Source organism: Dokdonia sp. Asnod2-E02 (assembly GCF_045063915.1).
Taxonomy (GTDB): domain Bacteria; phylum Bacteroidota; class Bacteroidia; order Flavobacteriales; family Flavobacteriaceae; genus Dokdonia.
This window is the reverse complement of the sequence record NZ_JBEFNX010000005.1, coordinates 2106855-2121620: the sequence shown is the minus strand read 5'-3', so window position 1 is coordinate 2121620 and position 14766 is coordinate 2106855. Positions and strand designations below refer to the sequence as shown.

General features: G+C 38.0%; 9 protein-coding genes. 4 read left to right on the top strand and 5 right to left on the bottom strand.

The genetic code is table 11. From position 1 onward, the window contains the following. The first annotated feature begins 52 nt into the window (after positions 1-52). On the top strand, positions 53-2734 hold the full coding sequence (locus ACJJVM_RS09605; RefSeq protein ID WP_298348861.1) for an AsmA-like C-terminal region-containing protein: 2682 nt from the start codon (positions 53-55) through the stop codon (positions 2732-2734). On the opposite strand, the gene ACJJVM_RS09600 is transcribed toward ACJJVM_RS09605, so the two are convergent. From ACJJVM_RS09600 to der, 4 genes are all read right to left on the bottom strand, one after another. Beyond that, a complete protein-coding gene (locus ACJJVM_RS09600; protein WP_405211537.1) occupies positions 2735-5395 on the bottom strand; it encodes a DUF3857 domain-containing protein in 2661 nt (886 codons plus the stop codon). It abuts the gene before it with no gap. A 104-nt stretch (positions 5396-5499) separates the two neighbouring features. Beyond that, positions 5500-6417: a patatin family protein gene (locus tag ACJJVM_RS09595; protein ID WP_038597473.1), complete on the bottom strand. Its 918-nt coding sequence runs from the start codon at positions 6415-6417 to the stop codon at positions 5500-5502. A gap of 75 nt (positions 6418-6492) precedes the next feature. After that, positions 6493-9273: an outer membrane beta-barrel protein gene (locus tag ACJJVM_RS09590; RefSeq protein ID WP_405211536.1), complete on the bottom strand. Its 2781-nt coding sequence runs from the start codon at positions 9271-9273 to the stop codon at positions 6493-6495. A 240-nt stretch (positions 9274-9513) separates the two neighbouring features. Continuing rightward, positions 9514-10821 (bottom strand): ribosome biogenesis GTPase Der, encoded by a 1308-nt coding sequence (gene der, locus ACJJVM_RS09585; protein ID WP_298348874.1) that lies wholly within the window; start codon positions 10819-10821, stop codon positions 9514-9516. Positions 10822-10997: 176 nt separating this feature from the next. Here der and ACJJVM_RS09580 point away from each other — a divergent pair, with 176 nt between their 5' ends. Together ACJJVM_RS09580 and ACJJVM_RS09575 are read left to right on the top strand one after the other, a co-directional pair. Next, a complete protein-coding gene (locus ACJJVM_RS09580) occupies positions 10998-11612 on the top strand; it encodes a LysE family transporter (protein WP_298348877.1) in 615 nt (204 codons plus the stop codon). 49 nt (positions 11613-11661) lie between these two features. Continuing rightward, on the top strand, positions 11662-12276 hold the full coding sequence (locus tag ACJJVM_RS09575; protein ID WP_405211535.1) for a LysE family translocator: 615 nt from the start codon (positions 11662-11664) through the stop codon (positions 12274-12276). Here the strand turns inward: ACJJVM_RS09575 and ACJJVM_RS09570 are convergent. Continuing rightward, complete coding sequence (locus ACJJVM_RS09570) at positions 12269-13066, bottom strand: DUF2797 domain-containing protein (RefSeq protein ID WP_299151414.1); 798 nt, start codon at positions 13064-13066, stop codon at positions 12269-12271. The two genes, ACJJVM_RS09575 and ACJJVM_RS09570, sit on opposite strands and share 8 nt — an antisense overlap. 100 nt (positions 13067-13166) lie before the next feature. Between ACJJVM_RS09570 and ACJJVM_RS09565 the strand changes: the two genes are divergently transcribed. Further along, the gene (locus ACJJVM_RS09565) at positions 13167-14678 is read left to right on the top strand and encodes a GH3 auxin-responsive promoter family protein (RefSeq protein WP_405211534.1); all 1512 of its coding nucleotides are present in this window, start codon (positions 13167-13169) and stop codon (positions 14676-14678) included. Positions 14679-14766: the final 88 nt, after the last annotated feature.

Below are 14766 nucleotides of genomic sequence, written 5' to 3'. Positions count from 1 at the left end.
AAGTATATTCACACTAAGGCAGATTGTAAAAGACAACATTAGAAAACAACAAATGAAAAAGATATTTAAAATTATAGGCATTGTAGTTCTTGTACTTGTTATCGTGCTGGCTGCTTCTCCATTTTTGTTTAGAGGAAAACTAGAAGACCTCCTCAAGGAAACCATAAACAATAACCTCAACGCTCAAGTAGAATGGTCTTCTCTGGATCTAAGCCTCTTTAGGAGCTTTCCTGATGCTACGGTTATTGTAAATGATTTTACGGTAGTAAACAACGCTCCATTTGCTGGTGACACACTTGCGAGTGGTAAAGAAATACGCATTGAGATGGGCGTTACCCAGCTCTTTAAAAACACCGCAGATGAGCCTATTGCTATAGATGCACTATCACTTCTAGAAGCAAACGTACACGTACAAGTAGACTCCTTAGGTAATGCAAATTATGATATTGTAAAAGAGACGCCGACTACAGAGACTACTACTGAGGAGAGCTCAGAACCTTTTGTTTTTAATTTACAAGAGTACAGCCTCGTAGACTCAAAAATAATTTATGACGATCGCTCTACACAAACTCACTTAGAACTTACAGAGGTAAACCACACGGGTTCTGGAGATTTTTCGGCTATTGAGAGTGAACTTGATACGAAGACCCACGCTGTAGTATCTTTTGATTATGGTGGCACGCATTACCTAGACGGGCACGACCTAGACCTCGAGGCTGTAATCCAAATGGAGCTAGAAAAGCAGAAGTATACTTTTAAGGAAAACCTAGCCAAAATAAACGAACTCCCACTAGAGTTTAATGGTTTTATAGAGCTTCTAGAAGATGGCAATCTTATGGACTTATCATTTAAAACACCTTCATCAGATTTTAAGAACTTTCTAGCCCTAATCCCTAAGGAATATAGAGCAAATCTCGATGGGGTGGAAACGAGTGGCGATTTTCGCGTAAGCGGAATTATAAAAGGGAAAACAACGGAGACTAACATCCCAAATCTTGATATTGAGATTGTGTCTAATAATGCTTCTTTTAAGTATCCTGATCTCCCTAAAAGAATGAATAACATCAATATAGATGTAAAGATTAAAAATGATACTGGCATTACAGAACTTACTTATATCGAGATAAACGACTTACGTTTTAAGATTGACCAGGACACCTTTACGGCAAAGGGAACACTTAAAAACTTGATGGGTAATATGCTTGTTAATCTTGACCTAGATGGTGCGCTAGACTTAGGTAACATTGACAAGGTGTATCCTCTTAACCTAGACCAGCCGCTTCAAGGTAGACTGGTTGCAGATGTGGTGACGAGTTTTGATATGAACGCTGTCGAGAAGCAACAGTATCAAAATATAAAAAGCTCTGGTAATGCTACACTTAGTGACTTCACTTATAGCACTCCAGAACTGCCTAATCCCATTGCTATACAAAATGCAGATGTGAGTTTTAAAACCGGTAATATTGCACTTAACTCATTTGCCGCAACAAGTGGGACTTCAGACATAAATGCAACGGGATCTATAGAAAACCTCATCCCTTTTGTGATGTCTAAGGAAGATTTAAAAGGACGTTTTGACGTGACTTCAAAGGTGTTTAATCTGGATGATTTTGCAACCAGCACAGCAACTACAACAGGCACTTCACCAGCCAGTACAGGCGAGAGTGATACCGCTGTACAAATTCCAGATTTTCTAGATGCCTCTGTAAACTTTAATGCCGCAAAGGTAATTTATGATGGGCTAGAACTTAGTAATACAAAAGGTAGCGTGACCATTGCAAATGAGCAGGCATCATTAAGCAACCTTAACTCTGGCATCTTTGGCGGTGCGGCAGGACTCTCTGGATCTGTCACCACACGCGATGGTGCTCCTACTTTTAATATGACTGTAGACTTGAGCAGTATAGACATAGACCGCTCATTTAAGGAACTAGAGATGCTGCAAGGACTTGCTCCTATTGCAAAGGCACTACAAGGCGCGCTCAATACCAAAATACAATTGCAGGGACAGCTGGATGACAACTTCAGCCCTATCCTTAGTACCATTTCTGGAGATGCCTTTGCAGAGATTTTGACCGCAGATGTAGATGCAGATAAAATGCCGCTTCTTAATCTCCTATCACAAAAACTTGATTTTATAAATCTTGACGACCTCAAACTAGACAAGCTCAAAACGAGCCTTACATTTAATGATGGTCAGGTGGCTGTAAAGCCTTTTGATTTTAACGTAAAAGGAATTAATGTAAAGGTAAGCGGTGGACATAGCTTTACAAATGAGATGAACTACACCCTCAACCTTGATCTCCCTGCAAAATATCTAGGCGGAGACGTGAGCGGCTTACTCTCAAAACTCACAGATGCCGAAAAAGAGAACATCCATATAGACGTTCCTGTTTCCCTTTCGGGAAATTTTACTGCGCCTAAAGTAGACCTTAATCTAAAAGCAGCTACCACAGCGCTTACTAACCAGATTATAGAGATCCAGAAGCAACGCGCAAAAGACAAAGTAGAAGATAAACTTACTGATGTATTAGGAGGTCTATTAGGTGGAAACAAAACAACACCAAACACCACTGCGACAGATAGCACAACGACTGACACACAGACTCCTCAAAACACCACCACAACCCCAAAAGCCGAAGACGCCATTAAAGATGTTGCCACGGGAATATTAGGTGGTCTCTTTGGGAAAAAGAAAACAACAAAAGAAACAGTGAAGGATACGGTTAATTAATTAACCGTTTTTATCACGCTCATTTTCTAACCTATTTTCGAGACTATTATATTCCTTAGGAGTTTCTGCACTCTCTATAACTTGAACACTAGATTGCTCTACTGTCTCTGGTGGGGCTACATATCCAGGAGCTCTTTTCACAAAGGTTTCCTTTACTCGTTCTGACATAATAAAGTACGGAATCCAAACAGCACACCTAAAAATAGCCTTAATAATTTCTTTAAGTGACTCTTGATTTTCTTCTGGAGTAAACATATCTGAAGCAAGTGCATTTGCTGCAACACTATCTAAAATTAAGAAAGCAAGTGTGCCAGCATATAGAATAATCATTAACCTAGGAACAATTGTCCTTCTCTTAAAGAACAATATAATTACCACAAAACTATATACGATAAGCGCTACATTAATAATCATCTCTATGGCGATGAGTATAATCATTGGCTTTCCTGTTAAGCCTTCAGAATTCCATAGAGCAGACCAAGTATAGGCATCAAAATAACCGTCTTCAGAAAGTATTTGCACTAAAATAACGATAGGAGTAAAAACAAGACCTATTGCAATAAGTATGAGCCAGCCGCCTATATTTTTTCCTTGTGTATCCTTAACCTGAGCGGGAACATCATATTCGTAATAAAGTCTATAAGCTCCATACCCAAACAACATCAAGCTAATTACTAGTAGGAAAATAGCGATATAACTTAATCCTGAGGTTTCCATTGCAGAGGCTGCTTCTAGGTCATAAGTAATAAAATAAGAAAGATCATCTTGAATCTTACTATGATCAGATATGTACTTACGCACGTCACCAGCCTCAACAAAATCTTTCTTTCTAGAGTAATTATGAGTTACTAGTAGTTTGTTTCCAAAATGGCTTGCTTGCTGTTCATACTTAAAATATGAGCTTTCGACCGTATTTTTATAGTCTTCAAATTCCCAAGGCTCCGGTAAGTTGACTGTGATATTAAACTCAATATCTAATGGATAGTTTATAGCATATGGCGCCGTGCGCTCTGGTGATGTAGTAGGGTTTACATAACTCTCTAATAACAACGGATAGGTCTCAATATATATAAGCTGCTCATTGTCTGGTGACTTTGCCCAGATAGAATCTATAACGTAAGACTCTCTCACTATAAACTCATTACGAGTTTTTCTTAAATCCTCTACCTCAAGGTCATCTCCCTTTTTTATATTAGGATATAATGTACTGTAAAATCGCAAATAGTCTTTTTGTATTGAAGCATTACTACGCTGGTCAAAATCTGCACGTAATCTATCTGCATCACTCCCTTTATATGTAGTTACAACGGTTAATGCTCCAGACCCATTAATCTCATCTACATCATATATCTCACTTATAGCAACCCCTCCTGTTGGCTTAAAATCAATTTGAGTCAGCCCTTTTTCTCCAGGTTTTAAAACGAGCCCCTTCTCATAATTTGGAAAAAATTTACCCTTTGCTCCTGTACCCTGATTTGAGATTGTGGGATCGATATAATAATCTTCACCGTCTAGATTATAGGTAACAACGCAATGGTCAAAGAGATTAGGCGTTGGGAGTTTATCACCTATACTCTTTCCTGCGGTACTGTTTACCAGCATAGGGTATGCCTCAATGCCATTTGCTTGCAGTAACTCACTTAGCAAAAATGACTTTCCTTTACAATCTCCAAATCTTTGCTCAAGCACCTTAAGTGGTGACTCTGGTTTATGAGAATTCATCCCATTTTCGAAACCAAAATACCTCACATCATCTTGTACAAAATCTATAAGAGTATGTGCAATCTCCTCCTTAGAAGGAGCAAGATCTTTGGTCTCACTTTTTATATTTTGATCTGACAGTCGTTTTAATCGTTTTTTATCTGCGGCACTTAATGTGTAGATCTCTTTATACTGATTTACAATACTCTCCCACGATTCATAATTTACAAATTGCACAAAACCATAATCATCATACCATATAGGCTCGTTAGTATCATAAAACTTAGGTGCAACATCTTCTAGCGTCCATTCGTAAACTTTGCTATTACCTGAAATACTTTCTGCTGGCTTAGGGGCATTATTGAAGTATTTAAACTTAAAAGAGTCATTATTAGGCACAGTCACCGTAAAGTGTAGTTTACCTACAGGGGCTGCATATTGAAAATAAAGACTGCTACTATATCCTCCTTCATAAATAGGATTCTCTCCAGCTATAGAGTATGCATAGTCTATCACATCGCCCTCTCGCACATCTGTAAGATTTACAAGACTTGTAAGTCTCCCGTCATATAGATTCTTTTCTAGATTAGACTCTCTTTGTATAGTCTCAATCTTATTGAGATTAAGTTGAGAGATACGCTCCCCATCACGTACGATATCGATTTTATGAAAAATGAGCTTCTCATAAGATGGGTCAAATTCAAACGTTAGATTAGACATATGAGTTATGCCCTCTCCATTTATAATTTTAACTACAGAGTTACTATATCTAGTTTTATTTAGAGCATTAAGCTGCTTATCATATAGAAGATAGTAGTAGCCACTTTCTGCTTCTTCATTTTCAATATTCTCCTTGTAGTCAACTTTATTTACCCACGATGGGATTTGTTTTATACTAGGATTTTGAGAATAGAGTGTTGTAAAAAAAAGAACGAATAGTAAACGTAAAATATGCTTCAAAGTTTGATTGATTTGTGGGTAAAAGACTACAATATAAGCTGTTCCAACTTAATTAGCAACGTATAAACTCTCAAAAATATTTCCGCTTTCGCGAAAGCGGGATACTAGCCCTCATCATCTACCTTAATCTCGTTGAGCTCTTCGTTTTTGTACTTGGCATAATCAAAACCACTCTTCCACCAGATTTTCATTTTTTCTTTATTAAAAATAAGTGAGTTTGTGGTGAGCACTGTAGGTGTATAATAGAAGTTAATTATCGCCTCTTTTTGGTTAGCTGCATATTTACCTATGGTGATATTTTGCTTTTCTATACGGTCCATCATAAAGCCGTGTAGATTGCTCAACAGGGAGAACACGTTAGTAGAAGGGAGATTATTATAATAAGTCACTTCTGTTTCTAATATGATTACATCTATCTCTGTTGCGCCGCGTTCTACAGCCTCCTTGATGGGTACTAGTGCGCCAAAACCCCCATCTGCATACTCGCATCCATTTTTTGACGCTAGGCTCATAAAAGGGATATAATTACACGACATCCATACCCAGTCACAAAAATCTTCGTAGGTCTCTTCCTTACTGGATTTATATTCCGTTTTATGAAGTGAGAGATTAGAAACTGTGACTAGTACTTCTTTACCACTAGCTTGTAGCTGTTCATAATTTTCACGTGTAAAGGTTTTTTCTATAAGCTTGCGTAGCTTCTTACTTTCTCCAAAGGTTTTAGAGCCTTTTAAAAAATTGCGCAGTACGCTCCAGTGATCTATAGCAATAGATTGCTCGCCAAATTTATCTTTCTTTATTACAAAAGGACATACATTAAAAATAGCATTTTGATTTACAGAGGTGTATACCTCTTTTATCTTTTCGATATTTTGAAGTGCAAGATGAGGCACTAAAAGACTTCCTGTAGAGGTGCCTACAAGCATATCATACTCTTTGCCCATTTCTTGCATAAGGTACTGAGCAACACCGCCGCCAAAAGCGCCTTTACTTCCTCCTCCTGAAATGACTAATGCTCGCATACCTCGTTTTAACTAATAGCTAGTCGAAAATAAGGTTTTTAAATTACAAATAGTTTTACGCTTTCGCGAAAGCGTCTAAAAGAACATTATCCCACCATTATCTGTCTCGCCTTTTTTACCTAGCGTATTAAACTTCCAGCTCAAACTAAGCATAAAATATTGTTGCAATACGGTACTCTGTACGTCTTGTATAAAGTTTGCATTTGCCGTACGACGGGCGTTTGTATTTTGATCAAGCACGTCATACACCTTAAGTGTAGCTGTTGCTCTTTCTTTGGCAAAAGAGTATGCTAGTGTCGAGTTCCAGAACAAAGCACTTTGCTGAAAGTCACTTGCAATATTAGGGTTATAGTTATAGTTTATCTCATTACGCCATTCCCAGTTTTTTGGCACAAAAAGAGCCGTACTCAAACGCACTGTGTGCGAGATAAACTCTTGATCATCAAATGCATCTAGACCAAACTCAGTTTTTGAAAATGAGATGTTATAACTAGGGCGCACCTCAAAGAGGTCTTTCCAAGTAAAAGTCACATTTACTCTTGGGGTAAGTGATCTTGTTTTACTTGCATACTTCACATCATTATTGAAGTTTACATTACGGCCAAAGTTCCCGTAAATACCTCCACCATATTTTATGGTTCTTAGTGAATCTATCTTGAGCGTTTTATTATAACCACCACCGGCGCCTACGTTATAATTACCATCTACATTCTCATATGTAGTGGTACGCACAAGGTTTTCATCTATCGTAGTTTTATTTACCACGGCATCATTTGTAACACTACCATTACCATTTAAGTACCAACCACCACCTTTCTGGAAGTCAAAATTATTAAACCCTCCATAAAAGTTATAGACATTAGAAGGTGATAAATCTGGATTACCCACAGTGATATTAAGTGGGTCTGACACATCTACAAAAGGATTGAGCTGTTGCACATCTGGCGGACTATTACTCTTACTCACACTGGCATATAAAGATGCCTTTGGACTAAAACGATAGTTGATGTAAGAGTCTAGTTCTAGCGCTTCAAAATTTTCCTTTACGTTAAGTTCTGGACGCAGGTTATCTGTATTTTCTAGTGTTCTAAAGACATAACCTGCTCCAAAGTTTATATTAAACTTTTCTGTGTTATAATTAAGCCCCAGCTTAGGTGTTGTGCGCATATTGCGCCCCTCAAAGTCCGTGCTTAACGCCTCATTAAGTGTGCTGTACTGCTGGGTATTTTCATCAAAATCAAAAGTGGTTCTTGATCGCTTTCGGCTATCATCACGATGCCCAAAATCTGCATCTAGAAATAACTTTTTTGCAATAAGTGGTATGCGGTATGTAAAGTTAAGATTGTATCCATCCAGCTTAGTCTCACCATCTGTAAACTGGTTGCGCTCTATAAGCTCTGGAGCATCCCCTAGTATGGCAGTATTAGAGACTATAAAATCTTCACTCTCTTGTCTGTTTATTTCGTTCTGAAGACGAGCACGCACGTAGGCTCCTTTGTCACCCCACTTTTTTGTAATACTCAATGTGTTTTCAAAGTTCTTCCCTTGATCTTTTATAAAGTTTGCATTATCAGACTGGTTTATAAGATCCCCATTTTCATCAAGAGACTCTTCATCACGAGTATAGCGCGTCTCACTCTTTGCATAAGAAAACTTAGGGCGTATGTTTATGAGAATAGTAGAATCCTTCTTAATATTTATAGTTGCATTTGCACTATGATTATCAGAGTTTGAGTCACTTCTTGAGTTACTATTTGTAAAAAAACGACGATCTGGCAAGATGTTCTCACGCTCGATACGTGTCTCGTCAAAAGAGTTTGCTGCGGAGTAGAAGTAATCCATACTCGCATCAAAACCTTTTGCATACTCATCTGTATAATTTGTCCCGATGCTGCGACTGTTTGTAATACCCTGGCCACCACCAAAACTGCGCCCGTCTATACCAAAACTTCCATTACCGTTAAAGTAAACACTTCTCCCACCGCCAAACATCTTGCGTATCTCCCCAAAGCTAAAACCAGCCTCGTTTATATTATTACCTCCAGCAAGTACACTTATGCGCCTGTCATTATCAAAAGCATTTACAATACCGGCATACTCAAAGCGCTCATCTGTACCTGCACCAGCAGCTACACGGCCAAAAACGCCCTTGTTCTTCTCTTCAGAAATGGTCAGATTTATGGTTTTATTCTCTTGGTCGCCATCTTCACCAGCAAAGGCTTCATCATCTGTTTTCGTATCTACCACTTGTATCTTTTCTACCATCTCCTTAGTAAGGTTACGTGTAGCTACTGTAGGGTCATCGCCAAAAAAGGGTTTCCCATTTACAAGTATCTGGTTAACTTCCTTACCATTTACTAAGATTTTACCATCTTCATCTACCTCAACACCTGGCAGCTCCTTGAGAAGGTCCTCAATATTTGCATCCTTTTTAGTTTTAAAAGAAGATACGTTAAACTCTAAAGTATCTTTTTTTACGGTAATAGGGGCCCTACTTTTTACCACAACCTCTCCCAGTGTGTTAGTCGCAAGTCCCACTTCTATAACACCTAAAGAAATATCACCCGCACTAAGGTCTATTTGCTTGCTATAATTTTCATACCCTAAAAAAGATATATTAACCCGAGCATCCTTTTCTTGAGCTCTTCCTTCTAAGGTAAAAGCTCCATTTTGATTTGTGATGGTGTACGTGATGAGCGTACTATCTTTTACGGTTTCAAGAAAAACGGTAGCAGCCTCAAGTGGCTCTTTTGATTCCTTGTCTGTAAGTGTACCTGTAACTGAGAAGTTTTGCGCTTTCGCGAAAGCTGAAACTAAAAGAAGTCCAATTAAGATTACTAAATGACGTAATTTCATTATACTGATTGATTGATGAGTACGTAAATAACTAACCTTTTAGTGAGAAGTTTTAGGAGGACATTGATTTTAATATAATTTTAACAATTTGAGATGCTCTTTAAAAAAGATCTTCTGAGTGATTCTTTCTATACACGCTTTCGCTAAAGCGTAAAAAACCTACAACTGGACCTAAATTAGGTATCTAAAAACAAAAAAAGCGACCTATAGAGGTCGCTTTTTTTATATATAAAAGTGGTTTTACTTCTTTCTAAAGTAAATAGAAATAGGGACTCCAGAAAAGTCGTAAGCTGCTCGCAGTTTATTTTCTAAAAATCTTCTGTAGCCTTCTTTAAGGTATTGCGGCAGGTTACAGAACAACGCAAACTGTGGTTGTGGTGTAGGTAACTGCATACAGTACTTGATTTTTACATACTTACCCTTAATAGCCGGTGGAGGGAATGCCTCTACTAGCGGTAAGAAAAACTCATTAAGCTCACTGGTCTTGATACGTTTTGTTTTACTCTCGTAAACTTTTACGGCAGTCTCAATAGCTTTAAAAATACGCTGTTTCTCAAGCACAGAGATAAATACAATAGGCACATCTGTAAATGGCTCTATTTGCTGTCTTATGTGCTTTTCAAATTCTTTCATTGTGTTAGTCTTCTTTTCTACAAGGTCCCACTTGTTTACTAAGATTACTATTCCTTTTCTGTTGCGTTCTGCAAGCCAGAATATATTTTGCACCTGGCCGTCAAAGCCTCTTGTTGCATCTACTACAAGTAGTACAACATCTGCGTGCTCAATAGCACGTACAGATCTCATCACAGAGTAAAACTCAAGATCTTCTTTTACCTTAGCCTTACGACGTATACCTGCCGTGTCTACAAGGTTAAATTCAAAACCGTAGCGATTATACTTTGTATCCATCGCATCACGAGTGGTTCCTGCAATATCTGTTACGATATAACGCTCCTCACCTATTAATGCATTTATAAAAGAAGATTTACCTGCATTAGGACGACCTACTACGGCAAAGCGTGGTAGCTCATCTTCTTCGTTTTCTTCTTCTTTTTCTGGTAATGCCTCAACTACAGCATCCAGAAGATCTCCTGTACCACTACCATTTGTAGCAGCAATGGTATAAAAATCACCAAGACCAAGATTATAAAACTCTACAGCATCTGCTGCGCGCTTATTATTATCTACTTTATTTACAGCAAGAAAAATAGGCTTCTTAGATCTACGTAGTAAGTTTGCAACCTCTTCATCCATCCCAGTGATACCGTGCTCTACATCTACCATAAAGATGATAGCATCTGCCTCATCTATGGCAAGCTCTACTTGCTTGTCTATCTCTGCTTCAAAAATGTCGTCACTTCCCACAACATATCCACCAGTATCTATGACTGTAAACTCACGTCCATTCCAATCTGTTTTTCCGTAGTGGCGATCTCTAGTCACACCACTCACGGCATCAACAATTGCCTCACGACGTTGCACTAACCGATTAAAAAAAGTGGATTTCCCTACATTAGGGCGCCCCACGATAGCTACTATGGTACTCATTGTAAAATTTTTAGGTCTGCAAAGATAGGCTTTTAAAAAGGACAAAGACATTGTATACAACGCAAATACACTGCAACGCAATAGGCTAGATATTACTTAAAATGCTAATGATATGATAAACTTAATGAGTACTAGGTATGTATAATTTAATTTTACATCCTTATAAAGCACTTTAATTGATTTTACTTTTATTACTTCTTGGTTTTGGGATTGCCTTAATAGCTACTATTATACCTAGTGCGACTAATTTACTAGTGCTTAAAAAAGCCACAGGCGGTAGTATTTTTAAAGCAATGTTTGTTGCTTATGGAGCAGCCCTAGGAGAAACTATTGTAGCAGGGTTTGCCATAAGTTTTGGTTTTTTGGTAAAAAAGCTCTATCAAGATTATTTATGGATACAGATTGCTTTTGTAGTTTTAATGCTCTTAGCTGGTATCTTACTTATTCTAAAAAAATCCAGCTCACAAACTTCAGAAGATGAAGCGCATCAAAACTTTGGCACTGGTTTCTTACTTGGCTTTTTAAACATCCCTATGTTTATTTTTTGGGTAGCCGTCCTGTCTTCTATTTCGAGCTATGTGTTTATAGGCAAAAACTCTCCTTGGAGTGTTATACTCTCTTTTCTTTCGGGAGTTCTAATAGGAAAAGTTGTGATGCTTTATGCATATGCAAGACTGAGTGATTTTTTTTCAAAGAAGTTTTCTAATCTTGAAAATAAGATGAATATAGTGATAGGTATTGTACTTATAAGTGCTGCGGTGTTTCAGTCCATAAAGCTTATTACTGCATAAATAAGCGCAGATAGCGTAAGTTTTACTGTAAGACAACTACTAATGCTTTATGATTATTCTTGCTTTCATCATAGGCTTTACAGCCACAGTTATAGGTGCACTGCCACCAGGAGCATCAAACCTTGCAGTGATTAAGGCACGAGTAAAAGGGTCTTATCAAGATGCTGCAAAATTGAGTTATGGCGCTGGCCTAGGTGAGGCATTACTTGCGCTTACTGCTTTAAGCTTTGGGATGGTTGTGCAAGAGTTTATCTCTATGAATTACTGGGTGCAATATCTCGTTGCATTTTTACTTACTCTTGTGGGCGTCTATTTTATAGTAAAGAAGCATTCTCAAAAAAATCCAAAAGCAAGAAAACAATCTCAATACTTTGTAGGGTTTATTTTGAGCTTTATAAATCCTCCCGTTTTAATCTATTGGGTAGTTGTGTTTTCACTACTAAGTAAATGGATGCTCACCGCCGGATCCCATTCTTATGTATGGACCATTTTATTACTTGCAGGCGTGTTCTTAGGTAAAATAGCCACACTCTTGATGTACAGCAAGTTTGGCTCTCATATCAAACAAAGGTCTACCTCTAGCCCTAATTCTCTTAATCGTTATATAGGGATTACACTTATTGTACTCTCGGTGATACAGCTCGTAAAACTAGTAGTTAGTTAAGGATCTCTAGTCGCACCACATAACCTTCCCAGCTACGTACATTAAAAACAGTGTCGTCTTCAAAAATGAGGTATTGCCCCTTTATTCCCTTAAGAGTTCCCTCGTATGCAGGTGTTTTATCTAAGTTAAGTGTCTTAAGTTTTTCTGGATAACGCTCTACAGGAAAGTGAACGTGCGTTTCCTCATTAGTAGGGATAAAATATTGCTTTGCTTCTTCTGGTATATATTGTTTTAATATTTCTCGATGCTCCTTAAGATCTACATCTTCTATGTCATTTTTGAGCATTTTACGCCAGTTTGTTTTGTCAGAAACGTGTTCCTTTAACGCAAGCTCTGTAATACCTGCAAGGTAGCGATTAGGTACTTCTACAATTTCTATAGCCTCGTGAGCACCTTGATCTATCCATCTTGTAGGCACTTGAGTTTTACGAGTTACTCCTACTTTTACATTACTAGAATTTGCTAGATAAACAATGTGCGGTTGTAGTTGGACACTTTGCTCATAAGCGAGATCTCTATCCTCTTCACCTAAGTGGGCTTTAGACAGTTCTGGTTTCATAATCCACTCTGCAGCTTGGGGTACTTTATAAAAATCATCATAGCAATATCCTTGTCTAAAAATCTTCTTATTCTCCCCACAGGCAAGGCACTCATATTTTACAAACTCGATATGCAGTCTCTTATTAAGCAACTGATTCACCTGTATAAAATCACCTTCCATCACGAGGTAATAATTTATAGGATCTGTATGCTCCGTTTGCATTTTCTTGAGGACACCTTGGTATTGCATTTATAAGTATTTTGATTACTGCATTGTATAAAAAAGGGTAAATTAGCTTTCGCGAAAGCAAAAAAACAACCCATCACACACGTGTAAATATACCAACTTTATGCCGATCCCTTTAGTGCATTCTATTGCTTCTTGGTTCTTAAAAAAGCGCATTCACCAGATGGAGCTTTTTATGAAATACCCAGCCGAGGTACAAGAGGAATTGCGTGCAAAACTTATCGATAAAGCAAAGGATACCGAGATAGGTAAAAAGTATGATTTTAGATCCATACGTAGTTACAATGACTTTGCCCAGACTATCCCCATCACCTCTTATGAGGAGAATCAAGCTTACATAGAAAGAAGTCGTAAAGGAGAGTCTAACATCTTATGGCCTACCCCTATAAAATGGTTTGCACAGAGTAGCGGCACTACAAATGCACGAAGTAAGTATATACCCGTAAGTCCAGAGTCGCTAGAAGATTGTCATTATGCAGCAAGTAAAGATTTACTGTGTATGTATCTCAATAATAATGAAGGTTCGCATTTATTTTCTGGTAAAGGTTTACGTCTAGGAGGCAGCAAGCAACTATATCAAGACAATGGCACTGTATATGGTGACCTTTCTGCAATACTTATAGACAATATGCCTTTCTGGGCAGAATTCAGCAGTACTCCTAATCACGACATTTCCCTGTTAAGTGACTGGGAGGTAAAAATGCAAGCTATAGTAGATGAGACCATACAGCAAGATGTAACCAGCCTTGCAGGTGTCCCATCGTGGATGCTTGTGCTACTCAATAATGTTCTAGAAACTACGGGAAAAGACAGTATACTAGACATCTGGCCTAACTTAGAAGTTTACTTTCACGGAGGGGTAAATTTTGACCCTTATCTTAATCAATACCAGAAAATTATACCATCAGACTCCTTTAAGTATTATGAGATTTATAATGCCTCTGAAGGATTTTTTGCCATACAAGGGCAGAATGACTCAAAAGAGTTGCTTCTTATGCTAGATTACGGGATATTTTATGAGTTTATCCCTATGAACACCTACGGAACTTTAGATCAAAAAATCATCCCTCTAAGTGAGGTAGAAGCTGGTGTAAACTATGCAATTGTTATCACTACAAATGCTGGATTGTGGAGATATAAAATAGGTGATACGGTGCGCTTTACTTCTACCAGTCCATATAAAATTAAAGTAACTGGTAGAACAAAACATCACATTAACGTTTTTGGTGAAGAGCTTATAATTGAAAATGCAGAGCAAGCCCTCAAAAAAGCTACCCTAGAAACTGGCTGTGAAATAAAAGATTATACAGCTGCCCCTATATTTATGGACGGCAAAGAAAAAGGTGCACACGAGTGGGTTATAGAATTTAAAAAGCCTCCAAGAGATATGAGCGCCTTCAACGCACGCCTTGACCTTGCACTACAAGAGGTAAATAGCGACTACCAGGCAAAGCGTTTTAATAACACCACGCTTAATGCTCCAAAAATACACGCAGCACGAGAAAACCTCTTTTATGACTGGTTGCGAGAAAACAACAAACTAGGAGGACAACATAAAGTCCCTAGACTGTCAAATAAACGTGACTTTATAGAAGCCCTACTTAATAACAATTAAGCATAAAACATCTAGCTAGATGTGTCTTAATTGATAATTTACAGTCGCTCATCGGCAAAACATATCTTCTTATCTAAAAGTCAGGCTT